Annotated in this window: 15 protein-coding genes; 8 read left to right on the top strand and 7 right to left on the bottom strand. The window is 73.3% G+C overall.

Annotated features, from left to right (window positions below):
- Positions 1–58: 58 nt before the first annotated feature.
- The 5 genes from DN069_RS12530 to DN069_RS12510 all read right to left on the bottom strand — a co-directional run bounded on the left by DN069_RS12530 (position 59) and on the right by DN069_RS12510 (position 6034).
- Positions 59–505: a phage holin family protein gene (locus DN069_RS12530; protein WP_111501017.1), complete on the bottom strand. Its 447-nt coding sequence runs from the start codon at positions 503–505 to the stop codon at positions 59–61.
- Positions 506–580: 75 nt separating this feature from the next.
- Positions 581–1882: a Na+/H+ antiporter NhaA gene (gene nhaA / locus DN069_RS12525; protein ID WP_111501016.1), complete on the bottom strand. Its 1302-nt coding sequence runs from the start codon at positions 1880–1882 to the stop codon at positions 581–583.
- Positions 1883–2025: 143 nt separating this feature from the next.
- Positions 2026–3984 carry an acetate--CoA ligase gene (acs, locus tag DN069_RS12520; RefSeq protein ID WP_424556279.1) on the bottom strand — a complete coding sequence of 653 codons (1959 nt, stop codon included), beginning with the start codon at positions 3982–3984 and terminating at the stop codon, positions 2026–2028.
- A gap of 180 nt (positions 3985–4164) precedes the next feature.
- Complete coding sequence (locus DN069_RS12515) at positions 4165–4881, bottom strand: carbonic anhydrase (protein WP_111501014.1); 717 nt, start codon at positions 4879–4881, stop codon at positions 4165–4167.
- Positions 4882–5038: 157 nt separating this feature from the next.
- Positions 5039–6034 carry an ATP-binding protein gene (locus tag DN069_RS12510; protein WP_111501013.1) on the bottom strand — a complete coding sequence of 332 codons (996 nt, stop codon included), beginning with the start codon at positions 6032–6034 and terminating at the stop codon, positions 5039–5041.
- A gap of 392 nt (positions 6035–6426) precedes the next feature.
- Between DN069_RS12510 and DN069_RS12505 the strand changes: the two genes are divergently transcribed.
- Positions 6427–7302: a Fic family protein gene (locus DN069_RS12505; protein ID WP_111501022.1), complete on the top strand. Its 876-nt coding sequence runs from the start codon at positions 6427–6429 to the stop codon at positions 7300–7302.
- A 363-nt stretch (positions 7303–7665) separates the two neighbouring features.
- Here DN069_RS12505 and DN069_RS12500 read toward each other — a convergent pair whose 3' ends face one another.
- Positions 7666–8508, bottom strand: coding sequence for an HAD family hydrolase (locus DN069_RS12500; RefSeq protein ID WP_111501021.1), 843 nt, complete (start codon positions 8506–8508; stop codon positions 7666–7668).
- Between the two features lie 389 nt (positions 8509–8897).
- On the opposite strand from DN069_RS12500, the gene ssd reads away from it, so the two are divergent.
- The 7 genes from ssd (at position 8898) to DN069_RS12465 (ending at position 14456) form a co-directional block, all read left to right on the top strand.
- Complete coding sequence (ssd, locus tag DN069_RS12495) at positions 8898–10067, top strand: septum site-determining protein Ssd (protein ID WP_111501012.1); 1170 nt, start codon at positions 8898–8900, stop codon at positions 10065–10067.
- Positions 10064–11326, top strand: coding sequence for a TadA family conjugal transfer-associated ATPase (locus tag DN069_RS12490; RefSeq protein ID WP_111501011.1), 1263 nt, complete (start codon positions 10064–10066; stop codon positions 11324–11326). Before ssd ends, DN069_RS12490 begins: the two co-directional genes overlap by 4 nt.
- A 32-nt stretch (positions 11327–11358) precedes the next feature.
- Positions 11359–12354 carry a type II secretion system F family protein gene (locus DN069_RS12485; RefSeq protein WP_243639137.1) on the top strand — a complete coding sequence of 332 codons (996 nt, stop codon included), beginning with the start codon at positions 11359–11361 and terminating at the stop codon, positions 12352–12354.
- A gap of 67 nt (positions 12355–12421) precedes the next feature.
- The gene (locus tag DN069_RS12480) at positions 12422–13201 is read left to right on the top strand and encodes a type II secretion system F family protein (protein ID WP_243639135.1); all 780 of its coding nucleotides are present in this window, start codon (positions 12422–12424) and stop codon (positions 13199–13201) included.
- Positions 13202–13508: 307 nt separating this feature from the next.
- Entirely contained in the window at positions 13509–13706 is a 198-nt protein-coding gene (locus DN069_RS12475) for a DUF4244 domain-containing protein (RefSeq protein ID WP_111501018.1), read from the top strand.
- Positions 13696–14064, top strand: coding sequence for a TadE family type IV pilus minor pilin (locus tag DN069_RS12470; protein ID WP_111501010.1), 369 nt, complete (start codon positions 13696–13698; stop codon positions 14062–14064). The genes DN069_RS12475 and DN069_RS12470 overlap by 11 nt, the downstream gene beginning before the upstream one ends.
- Positions 14061–14456, top strand: a complete 396-nt coding sequence (locus DN069_RS12465; protein ID WP_111501009.1) for an Rv3654c family TadE-like protein — start codon at positions 14061–14063, stop codon at positions 14454–14456. Before DN069_RS12470 ends, DN069_RS12465 begins: the two co-directional genes overlap by 4 nt.
- A 52-nt stretch (positions 14457–14508) precedes the next feature.
- Here the strand turns inward: DN069_RS12465 and DN069_RS12460 are convergent, their stop codons facing one another.
- A complete protein-coding gene (locus DN069_RS12460) occupies positions 14509–16908 on the bottom strand; it encodes a DEAD/DEAH box helicase (RefSeq protein WP_243639140.1) in 2400 nt (799 codons plus the stop codon).
- Between the last annotated feature and the right edge of the window lie 67 nt (positions 16909–16975).

Below are 16975 nucleotides of genomic sequence, written 5' to 3'. Positions count from 1 at the left end.
CGAGAGCACCTCGCCGCCGCGGCCCGCGGCGGCGAGGTGCTCTCGGAGCCCTGTTGCGTCAGGGGGTGAGCGCCTTGTGGCCGTCGCCGGAGACCGAGGGGGCCGGGCGCGGCTTGGCGGACTTCAGCACGTCCGCCGTCGCCTTGGCGCCGGCAATGGTGCGCTCCGGCGGGGAGAGCTTCTTGAAGAAGCGGACCGCGATCAGCGCAGCGATGACGGCGATCACGACGTAGGCGCCGGCGACGATCAGGAACGACCAGGCCAGGCCCAGGCCGAGGTTGTGGATCCCGTAGGCGGCCGCGAAGCTGAACATCGGGATGGAGGCCAGCAGGATCACCGCCGCGACGGCGATCGAGCCGACACCGGAGGCGCCGCGCACGACGTCCTTCTTGATCTCCTGCTTCGCCAGCGCGATCTCGTCGTGGACCAGCGCCGACAGATCCGCGGTCGCGGAGGCGAACAGCTGCCCCACCGTGCGCTCGGTCCCGATCTCGGGAGCGGCCATCTCGCTTCTCCTCATCCTCGCGCGATCCCCGTGGCGGTCGGCTGTGTTGTCCCTCTGCCCGCCGCTGTTGCTCTATCAGATCATGCCGCTACCGGACGGTACGTCACCACCGGGCACAATGCCGTTGTCTGCGTCCTCTTCGTCACACAACCGCTGGTACTTCCGGTTCCGCAGCCGCAGCAGCACGGCGGCCAGGACGGCGCAGAGCAGCGAGCCGACCAGCACGGCGGCCTTGGCGCGTTCTACCAGCTCCGGGTCGTGTGCGAAGGCCAGTTCCGCGATGAGCAGCGAGACGGTGAAGCCGATGCCGGACAGCACCGAGATCGAGAACAGGTCCGCCCAGGCCAGTTCCGGGTTCAGCTCCGCACGGGTGAACCGCGCCGTCAGCCAGGTGCCGCCGAAGACGCCGAAGGTCTTGCCCACCAGCAGGCCCAGCACCACCCCGAGCGGGGCCGCCTGGGTGAAGACCTGCCCGATTGCGTGCGGGGTGATCGACACCCCGGCGGCGAAGAGCGCGAAGACGGGCACGCAGAAGCCGGCGGAGAAGGGCCGGACCAGATGCTCGATGTGTTCGCCGGGCGAGTGCTGCTCGCCCGGGTCCTTGGTGACCCGCAGCATCAGGCCCATGGCCACCCCGGCGACCGTGGCGTGCACGCCGCCCTCGTGCATCAGCGCCCAGATCACCAGCGCCAGCGGCACGTAGAGGTACCAGCCGTGCACCCGGGCCCGGTGCAGCAGGTAGAACGCCACCAGGCCGAGCAGCGAGAGGCCGAGCGCCCAGGGCTTGACGCCGTGGCTGTAGAAGATCGCGATGATCAGGATGGCGATCAGGTCGTCCACCACGGCGAGCGTGAGCAGGAACGCCCGCAGCGAGGAGGGCAGGTGCGTGCCGACAACGGCCAGCACCCCGAGCGCGAAGGCGATGTCGGTCGCGGTGGGGATGGCCCAGCCGCCCAGGTGCCCGCCGGGGCCGCTGTTGACAACGACGTCGATGACGGCGGGGAGCGCCACCCCGCACATGGCCGCCACGACCGGCAGCAGCGCGGCCCGCGGATCGCGCAGCTCGCCGACGACCAGCTCGCGCTTGAGTTCGATGCCGGCCACGAAGAAGAAGACGGTCAGCAGCCCGTCCTTGGCCCAGTCGCTGAGCGTCAGGTCCAGATGCAGCGGCTTGCTCGGTCCGATGGTGTAGTTGCTGACGGTCTCGTAGGAGCCGGGCCAGGCGTTCGCCCAGACGAGTGCCGCCACGGCGGCGATCAGGAGCAGGACGCCGCCGACGGTCTCCGCCCGCAGGGCGTCCGCGAGGAAGGCGCGCTCCGGGAGGGGCAACCGGGCCAGGAACTGGCGACGCGGCGGCGGCGTCGGGGCGCTGGTCACGCGGGAGGCCTCACTTCTGTCGCATACATCCGTTTTGTCACATGCTACGGAAGTGCGAACGAAGCGTCGCCGAAGCGAGCGGCCCGCCCCCGGCCATCAGGCGCTGGGGACGGGCCGCGTCAGGACCGGTCGGTGATCCTCGCTCAGTCCTCGCTGGGGGCAGCGGGGAGCTTGCTCTGGATCAGGTCCATGACGGTGGTGTCCGCCAGCGTGGTGACGTCGCCCACGGCCCGGTTCTCGGCCACGTCGCGGAGCAGGCGTCGCATGATCTTGCCGGAGCGAGTCTTGGGCAGCTCGCTGACCGTCAGGATCCGCTTGGGCTTGGCGATCGGGCCGAGCACCTTGGCCACGTGGTCGCGCAGCTCCGCCGTCAGCTCGGCGGAGTCGGTCGCGCTGCCGCGCAGGATCACGAAGGCGACGATGGCCTGGCCGGTGGTGGCGTCGGTGGCGCCGACGACCGCGGCCTCGGCCACCTGCGGGTGGGAGACCAGGGCCGACTCGACCTCGGTGGTCGAGATGTTGTGGCCGGACACCAGCATCACGTCGTCCACCCGGCCGAGCAGCCAGATGTCGCCGTCCTCGTCCTTCTTGGCACCGTCGCCGGCGAAGTAGCGGTCCTTGAAGCGGGACCAGTAGGTGTCCAGGTAGCGCTGGTCGTCGCCCCAGACGGTGCGCAGCATCGACGGCCACGGCTCCGTCAGCACCAGGTAGCCGCCCGAGCCGTTGGGCACCTCATGGCCCTCGTCGTCGACCACGGTGGCCGCGATGCCGGGCAGCGGCACCTGGGCCGAGCCGGGCTTGGTCTCGGTGACGCCCGGCAGCGGCGTGATCATCATGGCGCCGGTCTCGGTCTGCCACCAGGTGTCCACGATCGGGGTACGGCCGCCGCCGATGTGGTCGCGGTACCAGACCCACGCCTCGGGGTTGATCGGCTCGCCGACGCTGCCCAGCACCCGCAGCGAGGTCAGGTCGAACTTCGCCGGGATGTCGTCACCCCACTTCATGAAGGTGCGGATGGCGGTGGGCGCGGTGTAGAGGATGGTGACGCCGTACTTCTGGACGATCTCCCAGAAGCGGCCCTGGTGCGGGGTGTCGGGCGTGCCCTCGTACATGACCTGGGTGGCGCCGTTGGCCAGCGGCCCGTAGACGATGTAGGAGTGGCCGGTCACCCAGCCGATGTCGGCGGTGCACCAGTAGACGTCGGTCTCCGGCTTGAGGTCGAAGACGGCGTGGTGGGTGTAGCTGGCCTGGGTCAGGTAGCCGCCGGTGGTGTGCAGGATGCCCTTCGGCTTACCCGTGGTGCCCGAGGTGTAAAGGATGAACAGCGGGTGCTCGGCCGCGTGCGCCTCGGGGGTGTGCTCGGCGGACTGACGCTCGGTGATCTCGTGCCACCAGACGTCCCGGCCCTCGGTCCAGGCGGTCTCCTGGCCCGTGCGGCGCACCACCAGGACGTGCTCGACCTGAGGGCAGGACTGCAGCGCCTCGTCGATGGCCGGCTTCAGCGCGGTCGGCTTGCCACGGCGGTAGCCGCCGTCGGCGGTGATGACCAGCTTGGCGTCCGCGTCCTGGATGCGGGAGGACACGGCGTCGGCGGAGAAGCCGCCGAAGACCACCGAGTGCGGGGCGCCGACCCTGGCGCAGGCCAGCATCGCGACGACGGCCTCGGGGATCATCGGCAGGTAGATCGCGACCCGGTCGCCCTTGGCGACGCCCAGCTCCTGCAGGGCGTGGGCGGCGCGCGAGACCTCGTCCTTGAGCTGGGCGTAGGTGATGGTGCGGCTGTCGCCCGGCTCGCCCTCGAAGTGGATGGCGACGCGGTCGCCGAGGCCGGCCTCGACGTGCCGGTCCACGCAGTTGTAGGCGACGTTCAGCTCGCCGTCGGCGAACCACTTGGCGAAGGGCGGGTTGGACCAGTCGAGGGTCTCGGTCGGCTCCTTGGCCCAGTTCAGCCGCCGGGCCTGCGTGGCCCAGAAGGCGAGGCGGTCGGCCTTGGCCTCGGCGTAGGCGTCGGCGGTGACGTTGGCGGCTGCTGCGAGCGCTGCGGGAGGGGCGAACCGCCGCTCCTCCTTCAGCAGGTTCGCCAGGCTCTCATTGCTGCTCAACGCAACACTCCTCATCGATGACGTCCTGGTATTCGTGAGACAGCTCACCAGGTCGACGGGTGTGCTGACAAGGCCCCGAGGAAAATTGGTGTAGACCTTTGCGTGACCGCAGGTCAGCTGGGCGGTCGAACGCCGGCCCGATGATGGCCCTGGGCGCCCCTCCGTGCGCCCAGGGCGGCCTCAGGCGGCGCTGTCGACCCGGGGGCGCACGGGGAGGAAGGCCCGGCCGCCGGGTGACCAGACGTAGGTCTGAGCCGTTGTCAGCTCGAAGTAGAGCCCGGTCAACCGAATGGCGCCGAGTTCCGTCTTGCGGGCGACGCTCGGGTGCGCCCGCAGATTGTCGAGCTGCTGCACCACGTTGGTCAGGCAGAGCCGCTCCAGCGGGTCGGTCGACGGCGATCGGCCATGGAAGCGGGCGGGGCTGTGGCGGACCCGCTGCAGGGAGTCCTGACCGTGGCGGAGCCAGCGGGTCAGTGGCGTCCCGGCTCGGCCGTCGCGGCGGTGCGCGCCGTGCAGTAGGGACTGCATCGCCCCGCAGCCCGAGTGGCCGCAGACGGTGATGTGCTGGACTTCCAGGACGTCGACCGCGTACTCGACGGCGGCGAAGACGCTGTCGTCCGCCGTGGGCGGAACCAGGTTGCCGATGTTGCGGACGGTGAACAGCTCGCCCGGGCCGCTGTTGGTGATCACGTTCGGGACCATTCGCGAGTCGGCGCAGGTGATGAAGAGCTGGGAGGGGGACTGCCCCTCCCGGGCCAGCCGCGCCAGCTCGGGACGGAGCAGTGGCGCGGTGTGCCGCTGGAAGTCCCGGACGCCGGTCAGGGCGTCCGGCGCGGCGGTGGCCGGGGCGGGTGACGGGGACAGCGGACGGGGCTCGGTGCTGGGCGTGCAGTGCATGGGTCGCGTCTCCTGTGGGGTAGGACGGCGCGGCGGGGTGTGCCACGGGAAGGCCAAGAATCGGTAAATGAAGAGTAATGAACTCTTTACCTTCTTGGCTCTTCCGGCGACCCAAGTTCACCCAGGAGGGCGCGTTGCGGGTGGACGTGACGGCTGCTCAGACCCCCAGCGGCTCCCGCCGGGCCGTCAGGTGCTCGCCGAGCACGAAGTCGGGATCCACCTGGGCAGCCAGGTCGGCGCCGGTCTTGTCGTTGCCCCAGCTCTCGGCGTTGCGACGGTGGAAGGTGACCAGCTGGCGCATGTAGCGCTCCCAGTCCCGCTCGGCGTGGGCGGCGTCGACGGTGTCCTGCATGACCTGCAGCACCTCGGCGTTGGCCGGCTCCAGTTCGGAGAAGGGCGGCGTGCGCCCCTGCTCCGTCCGGCGTACCCAGCCGGACCGGCCGAAGCCCGCGAGCAGGGCGTCGCCCAACTCCTCCCGGAGGAAGGCGAGGTCGTCCTCGTTCTCGACCTTGTTGCCGATCACGTGCAGCCGGACGCCGTAGTCGGCGGCGTAGTCCCGGTACTGCCGGTAGACGGCGACGCCCTTGCGGGTCGGCTCGCAGACCAGGAAGGTCTGGTCGAACCGGGTGAACAGGCCCGAGGCGAAGGAGTCGGCGCCGGCGGTCATGTCGGTCACCCAGTACTCGCCCGGCCCGTCGACCAGGTGGTTGAGGCAGAGCTCGACCGCCCCCACCTTGGAGTGGTAGCAGGCGACGCCGAGGTCCTCCTCGTCGAAGGCGCCCGTCGCCATCAGGCGCAGCGACGCCCCGTCGACGGTGACCGGCCGGGCGCAGAGCCGGTACACCGGGTTGTCCTCGACGATGCGCAGCAATCGGGAGCCCCGCCCCGGCGGCGTCGTCTTGATCATTGACGCCGCGTCGGCGATGCGGGGGTTCTGCCCGCGCAGGTACTCCTTGATGGCCGGGAGCTCGGCTCCGAGCGAGGGGAGTGCCGCGCACTCCTCGTCGGTGAGCCCCAGGGCCGCGCCCAGGTGCTGGTTCACATCGGCGTCCACCGCCACCACCGGGCTCCCGGCGACGGCGAGATGGCGGACGAACAGGGAGGACAGCGTGGTCTTGCCACTGCCGCCCTTGCCGACAAAGGCGATCTTCATGGGAGCTCCGGACCGGGACGGGGGTGCTGAGCGAGGAAGCGGGCGCGGTGCGACGCGGGACGCCGGCGGAGTTGCCGACCGCTGAGACTGTCGGCATGGCGCTTATTGATAACCGTTATCGTCACCGATTGGCATCCATCGTAGCGATGCCGGGGTGGCCAGAGATCGGCTTTCACTGATCCTTGACACTTTCGGGTGATGCACCCCACGTCGCTCTTCGGACCCCAGGCCCCCAGGAGTTCCGTAATGTCGGTGCGGTGAGCACGAGCACTTCTTCCCCCGCCGCGCCCGGCCCCGCGGATCCGCTGGCACCACTGGGCGAACTGCCCGGCGTCGCCGAGGCTGTCGCCGAGAGCCGCCGTGCCGTGGACCGCCTCTATGGCCACCGGGTGATGCGGCGCCGCGGCGCCGAGGTCACCGCCGAGTCCGCCCTGCGCGGCGCCCGCGCCTCCGCCGCCCTCGAGGGCGCGAACTGGCCGTTGGAGGAGGTGCGCCGTCGCACCGACTTCGGCCGTGACTCCGAGGCCCGCTCGGTCGGTGGCGCGCTGCGCCTGAACGCCGAGGTCGGGCAGTTGCTCGGAACCTGGCGTCACTCCCCGCTCCAGGTGCTCGCCCGCCTGCACCTGCTCGCCGTCGGCGACCCGGCCGAGGGGGAGGCGTCCGCTGCCGGGGGTGTCACTGCGGTGGGCGTCGCTGAGCTGGGTGTCACTGAGCTGGGCGTCACTGCGGTGGGGCGACCGCGGCGGGCCGACGAACCCGCCGAGGTGCTCTTCCGGCACCCGCTGGCCGCGACGGAGAAGGCCGAGACGGAGTTCGCCGCGCTGGAGCGGACCCTTGACCTCTCGCTGCCCCCGGCGCCGTCGGCCGCCGAGGTCTCGGCACGATTGGACACCCTGGCGCAACTGCTGGCCAGCCGCGGCGGCACGAAGCACCCGAACGAGCGAACGGCTCCGGCTCTGGTGGTCGCCGCCGTCGTGCATGGCGAGCTGCTCACCCTCCGGCCCTTCACCAGCGCGAACGGCATTGTGGCCCGGGCTGCGACGCGCATCGTGCTGATCGCCGAGGGGCTCGACCCGAAGGCCGTCTGCCCGATGGAGGTCGGCCTGGCCGAGCTGGGGAGCGACGCCTATCTGGCCGCTCTGGCCGGATACGCCTCGGGCACCGCGGCCGGCATGGCGGTCTGGATCGCCCACTGCGCGCAGGCGCTGCGCCTCGGCGTCCGTGAGAGCACGGCGGTCTGCGAGGCGATGCAGCGCGGGATGGCCTGAGCGGCGGCGAGCACAACGCGCCTGCTCCGGAAAAGGGTTGCGGCGGCATCTTCCGATGCCGCCGCTGGCACAGGGTCCGGGTGACCATGCGTTGCCTCTGTCGTGCCCATCCGGCGGGGATCTCTGCCCGTTCGCCGGGTGTGGCGGCCCAGATCGTGGGTCGGCTAGCCGTGGGTGCCCGGAGGCTGTGCTCGGTCCGTGTGGCCTGACGCTTCGATGGTTCCTTTCAACGTCGCCGTATGAGGTGTTCCATCCGGTCTCGCGGGCCGTAACTCCTTTGTAGCGCGGAACCGGCGGAAGCGGAACCCGAGAGCTCACTTCTTTACCCGGGCGCGGGGCGCCCGGGCTCCGCGGCGGTTGGCGTCAGTCCAGTCCGGGGCGACCGGAGCGGCGCGCCGCGTACCAGACCAGGCCCGCGGCGGTCACCGCGGCGCCGAGCGCGGCGGCGGCCAGCACCGGACGGCTGGTCACCGCGAGCGAGGCGCTGCGCTCCCGCAGTTGGACCGGGCGGGTGAACACCAGCACCGGCCAGGACCTGGCCTGGGCCTCGCGACGCAACGCGCGGTCGGGATTGACCGCGTGCGGGTGGCCGACGGCCTCCAGCAGCGGCAGATCGGTGGCGGAGTCGCTGTAGGCGTAGCAGCGCTCCAGGTCGTAGCCCTCGACGACGGCCAACTCGCGGATCGCGACAGCCTTGTTCTCCGCGTACGCGTAGAAGTCGATCTCCCCGGTGTAGAGGCCGTCCGCCTCGGCCATCCGGGTGGCGATGACGTGGTCGGCCCCGAGCATCTCGCCGATCGGCTCGACCAGTTCGGAGCCGGAGCTGCTGACGATCACGACGTCCCGGCCGGCCGCGTGGTGCTCCTCGATGAGCGAGGCGGCCTCGTCGTAGATCAGCGGGTCGATCAGGTCGTGCAGCGTCTCCGCGACGATCTCCCGCACCTGGGCGACGTTCCAGCCGCGCGCGAGCGAGGAGAGGTACTGCCGCATCTTCTCCATCTGGTCGTGGTCGGCGCCGCCGGCGAGGAAGACGAACTGTGCGTAGGCGCTCTTCAGCACCGCGCGGCGATTGATCAGTCCGCCCCGGTAGAGGGGGCGGCTGAAGGCCAGCGCGCTGGACTTCGCGATCACGGTCTTGTCCAGGTCGAAGAAGGCTGCCTGGCGTGCGGGGCGGGGCTGCGAGTGGTTTTCCACGAGGTCGAGGATAAGTGCCAACCATTCGGCTCAAGCCCCGGCGCGTGGGTTTGCTTGAGAAGGGCTTCGGGTACACCATGGAAGTCACGGATCGTTCGCGACCGTGCTAACCCAGCTCGACTCCTCCCCCCCCGAGTCGGGCTGTGGAGGACGACCCCCGCTCTCCCCCCCGGCGGGGGTCGTCGCATGTCGGCGGCCAGGTGTCGCGGTGCGATTTCCCGACCGACGCAGGGGATGCGTCAACCTCTCAGTGCTTTATGCACTCTTCCGTGTAAGCGGGTTTTCCACACCCCCGGGTTTATCCACAGATTCGGGATCGGTGCATCCGCTCCTTCCGAATTCGGCGCAGTGTGGTGTCCGCGCCGAAACGGGCGCGTCCAGCACTCCGTGAGGGAGCCGTCATGGCCGCACGCCCACCCACCGATCCACCCGCCGGGCCGCCCGCGGTCCCGCCCTCCGGACCGACCGCCGCCTCGGTCGGCGGCCGGGAGCTGCGCTCCGGGCCACTGATCGTCACCGAGGACGACGAGCTGATCGACGCCCTGCTCAAGCTGTGCGCCGCCGCCGGAGCCACCCCGCACGTCGTGTGCGGAGCCCCGCCGCCGCGCCAGGCATGGGAGGCCGCGCGGCTTGTCCTCGTCGGGGTCGACGTGGCCGAACGCATGGCGGTGCTGGCCCGGCGCCCGGGCGTGCTCCTCGTCGGAGCGGATCTGGACGACGCCGCCGTGTGGCAGAAGGCGGTCGCCATCGGGGCGGAGCACGTCGTCTTCCTGCCCGACAGCGAGCCCTGGCTTCTCGACCGGGTGGCCGACGCCGCGGAGGGCGTCGGCGCCCCCGCCCTCACCGTCGCGGTGATGGGCGGACGGGGCGGGGCCGGAGCCTCGACGCTGGCCTGCGCCCTCGCCGTCACGGCGGCGCGGGAGGGTCATCGAACGGTGCTGGTCGACGTCGATCCGCTCGGAGGCGGCCTCGACGTCCTGCTCGGCGGGGAGGAGGCGGTGGGGCTGCGCTGGCCCGATCTCGCCTCCTCGCGCGGCCGGGTCAACGCCGTCGAGCTGGAGCAGTCACTGCCCCGGATGCACCGCCTCGCCGCCCTGAGCTGGGACCGCGGGGACACGCTCACCATCCCCGTCGAGGCGGTGCGCACGGTGCTCGGCGCCGCACGGCGGCGCGGGGGCGTGGTGGTGCTCGATCTGCCGCGCCGGATCGACGACGCGGCGGCGGAGGCCCTGGAACAGGCCGATCTGGGTCTGCTGGTGGTGCCGGCCGAGCTGCGGGCGATGGCCGCCTCCAGCCGGGTCGCCGCCGCGGCGGCCATGCGCCTGTCGGACCTTCGGACGGTCGTCCGCGGCCCCGCTCCCAGCGGGATGAGCGGCGGCGAGGTCGCCCAGGGTCTGCGGCTGCCCTTGGCGGGGGAGTTGGCGCCCGAGCCGGGTCTGGCCGCCGATCTCGAGTGCGGGCGCCCGCCGGGCGCCCGGCCCAAGGGCCCACTGGGCCGGTTCTGTACCGCGTTTCTGACCGAGGCTCTGGCCGGAGCCGGCCTCACGGACGGTGGAGGGGTGGCGGCATGACGCGGAGCACCAGCTCGGGACACCGCACGCACGCGAGCAGTGGGCGGGCGGCAGCAAGTCAGACCGGGGCCGTCTCGGCAGCGCTGCTGGACGCGGTCCGGCTACGGCTGGCCGAGTCCGGATCGGAGCCCACCATCACGGGCGTCGCAGCGGCCCTGCGCGCCCAGGGCCGTCCCTACGGCGACACCGAGGTGCTGGAGATCGTCCGGGAGCTGCGGGCCGAGATGGTCGGCGCGGGCCCGCTGGACCGGCTCCTCAGCGATCCGGAGGTCACCGACGTCCTGGTCAACGGCCCACGCGAGGTGTGGGTCGACCGCGGGCACGGCCTGCAGCGCGCCAGGGACGTCAAGTTCACCGACGAGCCCTCCGTCCGCCGGCTGGCCCAGCGGCTCGCCCACACCGCGGGGCGCCGCCTCGACGACGCCCGGCCCTGGACCGACGCCAGGCTGCCCCAGGGCGTGCGGCTGCACGCGGTGCTGCCGCCGGTCGCCGTCGGCTGCACGCTGATCTCGCTGCGTGTCAGCCGCCCCCGTCCGTTCACCCTCGAGGAGTTGGTGGCGTCGGGGTCGCTGACCAACTGGGGTGCGGGCCTGCTCCACGCCCTCGTCCGCGCCCGGGTCGCCTTTCTGGTCTCGGGCGGGACGGGCACGGGCAAGACCACGCTGCTCGCCGCCCTGCTGGGGCTGGTCCCCGCGGGCGAGCGCCTGGTCGTTGTCGAGGACTCCGCGGAGCTCCAGCCCGACCACCCGCACCTGGTCCGGCTGGAGGGCCGCCCGCCCAACCAGGAGGGTGTGGGCGGGATCGACCTGCGCGATCTGGTCCGGCAGGCGCTGCGGATGCGCCCGGACCGCCTCGTCGTCGGCGAGGTCCGTGGCAGTGAGGTGCTCGATCTCCTCGCCGCCCTGAACACGGGGCACGAGGGCGGCTGCGGGACGGTCCACGCCAACGCGGCGTCGGACGTCCCCGCCCGGTTGGAGGCTCTGGCCGCCACGGCGGGCCTCGGACGGTTGGCCCTGCACAGCCAGTTGGGCGCCGCGCTGGACGCGGTCGTGCACCTGGTCCGCGGTCCCGGCGGTCAGCGTCGGATCGCCGAGGTCTGCGCCCTCGAACGAGGCGAGGACGGACTGGTGGCGGCCCTTCCGGCGGTTCGCTTCCCCGCCACGGGCGGCCAGGAGCCGGGCCCGGGTTGGCCCCGCCTCGCCGAGCGCTGCGGCGGACTGAGGGCCCCGTGGTCCCGTCCGAAGGGAGGGGCCGGCTGATGCCGGTCTGCCTTCCCGACCACCCTCCGGGCGTGGTGAACCTGCCCATGTGGGCGGCGCCCAAGAGGCGTTGGGACGTCGTGGGGCTGCCCTCCGTCCACCTGCGGGTGGTGCCCGTCCCGAGAGCGGCCGCCGGTGCACCGGGCACGTCCGGGCTCGCGCTCGCCTGGCCCGGCGTCCACGCCGTCGTGACGGCAGCGGTGATGGGTGCGCTCGGCTGGGGCGCCTGGTGGTTGACCAGGCGCGACCGGGCCGCCCGGCGGATCGTCCGCCTCTGCCCCGCGGTCGCCGAACGGCGGTCGGGCCCCATGCGGCGACGCCTGCGACGGCTGCGGGCCGTGCTCCCGGTGGAGCTGCTGCTGGTGCCCCTCGGCGGGGTCGGAGCCTGGCTGGCGGCATCCCCCGTACCGGCCCTGGCGGGAGCGGCGGCCGTCTGGCCCGTGATCCGGGTGCGGCGACGCAGGCGCGCCGTCCGGGAGCGGGAGCGCCGCCAGGCGGCGGTGGTGGAGCTCTGCGCGGCGCTGGCCGGGGAGCTCCGCACCGGGGCCACCCCGCACCAGGCGGTCGAGATGGCCGTCGTGGGTCTCCCGCACGGGGACGCGCTCGACTCGACCGCGCTGCTGGCCGCAGTCCGCCTCGGCGGCTCGGTGGACGGGGCACTGAGCCTCCTGGCGGAGACGCCGGGAGGCGAAGGCGCCAGGGGCGCCGCCGCCTGTTGGCGGGTCACCTCCGCCAGCGGGGCGGGTCTGGCCGAGGGGCTGGACCGGGTCGCCGAGGGTCTGCGCGCCGAGCGCGCCCTGCGGGACTCCGTCCGGGCCGAACTGGCCGGACCGCGTTCGACGGCGGTGCTCCTGGCTCTCCTCCCCGTCTTCGGCCTGGCGCTGGGGGCGGCGCTGGGAGCAAACCCGCTGCAGGTGCTGCTCCACACCACGTCAGGACTGGTGTGCCTACTGGTGGGCGCGGCCCTCGAATACGCGGGGCTGGCCTGGACGGCACGCATCGCCCGCTCGGCGGAGGGCGCGACATGAGCGACACCGGGCCTTGCCTCCACGGCCCGTCCCCGTCCCCGTCCCCGTCCGGTTCGGGAGGAGGCTCATGACCAGCACGTGGGTCCTGGTGGCGGCCGTGGTCAGCGGCGTCACCGCCGTGGCGACGGGGGTGGTCCTGCGGCTGCGGCAGCGGCGGGTGCGGGTCAGGGCCCGCAGGGTCGGTGTCGATCCGGCCCGTCGCCGCGTTCGGACCGGCTCGCGGCCGGGGCGGGAACGGCTGGTGCCGCGGGTTGCCTCGGTGATGCTGGGCCTGGGCCTGGCCGTGCTGGTCGGTGGACCGACCGGGTGGCTGCTCGGGGCGGTGGTGGCGGCACTGGGGCTCCGCTTCCTGCCGGCGCCCCCGGGGACGGAAGAGCGGGCCCGCCGCCGGGAGTCCGAGCTGCTGAGGTCCCAACTGCCACTCGCGGCCGACCTGCTGGCGGGCTGCATGGCGTCCTGGTGCCCGCCGGACGCGGCCGTGGCCGCCGTCGCGGAAGCGATGCCGCAGCCGATCGCCGGGCGGCTCGTGGCGGCCGCCGTCCAACTCTCCATGGGCGCGGACCCGGAGGCCTGCTGGGACCGGCTCGGCGCGGCCGAGCCGGTGCTCGCCCCGCTGGGGCGCTGCCTCGCCCGCGCCGCCTCGAGCGGTGCGCCGCCGGCGGCGGGTCTCGCCCGGCTCGCCGACGCGGAGCGGGCCTCCGCCGCCCGCGAGGCCGGCGCCCGGGTCCGTCGCGCGGGAGTCCTGGCCACAGCACCGCTGGGGCTCTGCTTCCTGCCCGCCTTCGTCCTCGTCGGAGTCGTCCCGGTGGTCACCGGCCTGGCCGGGATCTTCCTGGGCCGGCTCTGACGCGAGGCCGGCCGGGCCCGCGGCGGGGGCCCAGAACCGCGGGGCCTGCGCCCCGCGGGTCCCGCAACCTACCTCACCCGCCAACCCGTGCTGTCCCACTGCCATTCGAGGAGTCGGCATGACCACGTTCGCTCAGACCCCGCCCAACGACGCCCCCGCCGACAGCCGTCCCCCGGGTGCGGCGCCGCTGGCGTCCCAACCCCGAAGGGACCCGGCCCCGTTCCTGAGGCTCTGCCTGCGACGCCCACGGGCCGGGCTGGAGTTGCTGGTCTGCGTCGTCCAGGTCTGGGTCCTGCACGCCGCACACGTGGTGCGCTGCCGGCTCGGCGCCCGTTTCGGGCGCGGGGGGCGCTTCGCAACCGACCAGGGGATGACGACCGCCGAGTACGCGGTGGGAACCGTCGCCGCCTGCGGGTTCGCGGCGTTGCTCTACAAGGTCGTCACCAGCGGGGCGGTCTCCTCGGCGCTGCAGGGTCTGATCCGGCGAGCCCTCGGTGCGGTCTGAGCGCCGGCGGCGGTCCGACGCCGGCTACACGACCGCCGAGGCGGCGGTGGCCCTCCCCGCGCTGGTGCTGGTGAGCGCGATGCTGCTGTGGGCCGTACTGGTCGGCTCGGCGAAGGTGCGCTGCGTCGACGCCGCACGAGAGGCCGCCCGCGCCGCGGCGCGCGGGGATCCGGCGGCGGCCGCGCTGGGGCAGGCCGCCGCACCGCCGGGCGCGTCGGTCTCGGTCAGCGCCGCCGGCGACCGGGTCCTGGCACAGGTCTCCGCAGTCAGCGGCGGGCCGGGCGGCCTCCTCAGCTTCCGGGTCTCGGCCACGGCCGTGGCCGAGCGCGAACCCGGTGAGCCGGGGGCCAGGCCGTGAGGCGCCCACGTCGCGCGGGAGTGCGAGGCGGGGATGCGGGATCGGCCACGATCTGGCTGGTGAGCCTGCTCTGCCTGGTCGGCTTCGCGGCCACGGCGGCGCTCGCCGTCGCCGGCGCGATCGCGGCCCGCCACCGTGCCGAGGCCGCGGCGGACCTGGCGGCGCTGGCCGCGGCGGGCCGGCTGCTCCTCGACCCGGCCCAGGCCTGCGCCCACGCGGCGGTCATCGCCTCCGCGCAGGGCGCCACCCTCCGCTCCTGCGTCATCCGTGCCGACGCCCTGGAGGACAGCGTCGAGGTCGAAGTCACCACTCCCTCCCCGAGCGCACTCGTCCCCGGTCTCCCCCCGGCCAGGGCCCGCGCCCGCGCAGGCCCGGTGACGGCGCCGTTCTGAGCCCTGCGGTCCGCCGGCACCTCGTGCCCGGTCCGGCCGCCCGCTCCACGGGTTATCCCGCCACGGGGTGTTCCGCCCCCGCGAGCAGCAGGTTGAGCAGGCGGACGGCGCCCTGCTTGTCCAGCGGGTCGTTTCCGTTGCCGCACTTGGGGCTCTGGATGCAGGAGGGGCAGCCGCGTTCGCACTCGCACGAGGTGATGGCCTGGAGGGTGGCGGAGAGCCACTCGCGGGCCCGCTCGAAGCCGCGCTCGGCGAAGCCGGCGCCGCCCGGGTGGCCGTCGTAGACGAAGACCGTGGGCAGGCCGGTGTCGGGGTGGAGCGGGACGGAGACGCCGCCGATGTCCCAGCGGTCGCAGGTGGCGAACAGCGGGAGCAGCCCGATCGAGGCGTGCTCGGCTGCGTGGGCGGAGCCGGGGAGCTCCTCGGGGAGGAAGCCGGCGTCCTCCAACTGCTCCTCGGTGACCGTCCACCACACCGCGCGGGTGCGCAGCGTGCGCGGGGGAAGGTCCAGCTTGGTCTCGCCGAGGATCTCGCCGGTCAGCAGCCGGCGCTTCAGGAAGGAGACCACCTGGTTGGTCACCTCCACCGAGCCGAAGTTCAACGAGGCGTCACCCCAAGCCTCCTGACGGTCCGTGCCGAGCACGGCGATGTGCGTCGTGTCGCGGGCGACGGTGCTGTAGGGCGGGTCGGCCTCGGCGACCAGGGCCACCGACTCCTCCAGGTCCAGCTCACGCACCAGGTAGCTGCGGCCCTGGTGCAGGTGGACGGCCCCGGTGTGGACGGTGGTGTGCGCGGCGCCGGCGTCAACGGTGCCGAGGAGGCGGCCGGTGTCCGCCTCGACCACGCGGACGGGTGTGCCGCCCTCGCCTCGGATGTCCACCAGGTCGGCGGCGCGTTCGCGGCGCGTCCAGAACCAGGAGTTCTCGCCGCGACGCCGCAGCATCCCGCGGCGCTCCAGCTGCGGCAGGAGTATCGGCGCCGAGGGGCCGAACAGCTCCAGGTCCCCGGGTGCGGTCAGCGGCAGCTCGGCCGCGGCGGCGCACAGGTGGGGGGCGAGGACATGCGGGTTGTCCGGGTCCAGCACGGTCGACTCGACGGGTCGGCGGAAGAGCGAGTCGGGGTGGTGCACCAGGTAGGTGTCCAGCGGGTCGTCGCGGGCGATCAGGACGGCCAGCGCGCCGCCGCCCTCGCGTCCGGCCCGGCCCGCCTGCTGCCACAGGGAGGCGCGGGTGCCGGGGTAGCCGGCCAGCAGCACCGCGTCGAGGCCGGCCACGTCCACGCCCAGCTCCAGGGCGCTGGTGGAGGCGAGGCCGAGCAACGCGCCCGAGTGCAGGGCGCGCTCGAGGGCCCGCCGCTCCTCCGGCAGGTAACCGCCGCGGTAGGCGGCGACCCGGCGGGCCGTGGCGTGCCCGGCGGCCTCCGCCAGCCGCTCCTGGGCGATGACGGAGATCAGCTCCGCGCCGCGCCGGGAGCGGACGAACACGACGGTGCGGGTGCCCTCCAGCACCAGGTCGGTGAGCAGGTCGGCTGCCTCGGCGGTGGCCGAGCGGCGCACCGGCGCGCCGTGCTCGCCGGCCATCTCGGTCAGCGGCGGCTCCCAGAGCGCGAAGACGGTCTCCCCGCGCGGGGAGCCGTCCTCGGTCACCTCGGCGACGGGTAGTCCGGTCAGCCGCTCGGCGCTTTGGCCCGGTTCCGCGACCGTCGCCGAGGCCAGCAGGAACACCGGGTGGGAGCCGTAGCGGGCGCACAGCCGCCGCAGTCGGCGCAGCACCTGCGCCACGTGGGAGCCGAAGACGCCGCGATAGGTGTGGCACTCGTCGATCACCACGTAACGAAGCGAGCGCAGGAACGTGGACCAGCGCGCGTGGCCGGGCAGGATGGCGCGGTGCAGCATGTCCGGGTTGGTCAGCACGTACGCGGCGTACTGGCGGACCCACTCACGTTCCTCGAACGGGGTGTCGCCGTCGTATACCGCGGCGCGGACGCGGGTGAGCCGCGCGGCGTCGGGCCCGGCCTGCTCGGCGGCCGTGCGCAGTTCGCCGAGCCGGCGGAGCTGGTCGGCGGCGAGCGCCTTGGTGGGCGCGAGGTAGAGACCCGTCGCGCCGCGGCCGTTCTTGGCCTCGGTTCCGTCCAGCAGGGCGCTGAGGACCGGCGCCAGGTAGGCGAGCGACTTGCCCGAGGCGGTGCCTGTGGCGATCACCACATTCTGTCCGCTTATAGCCAAATCTGCGGCTTCTGCCTGATGTGTCCATGGCTGCCGGATCCCGGTCGCCGAGATCGCCGACAGCACCTCCGGCCGAAGGCCCGCGGGCCAGTCCGCATGCTGGGCGGGGCGGGAGGGGATGTGCTCCGTATGAGTGAGCCGATCTTGCCGCCCGGAGGCGCCCGTCAGGCGGTCCAGGGCGGCTTCGGGCGGGTCAGGACGCGGCTTCATCGGCCTCAAGTCTGTCATCACGGTGATGGAGATTCGCCCCAAGGCGTCGTGTTGGCCTGGTGATAAGTGGTTGAATGCCTACGCG

This window comes from Streptacidiphilus pinicola (assembly GCF_003258295.1).
In the GTDB taxonomy this organism is placed as follows: Bacteria; Actinomycetota; Actinomycetes; order Streptomycetales; family Streptomycetaceae; genus Streptacidiphilus; species Streptacidiphilus pinicola.
Note: the sequence above shows the minus strand (reverse complement) of the source record. Positions and strands in the feature narration are given on the sequence as shown.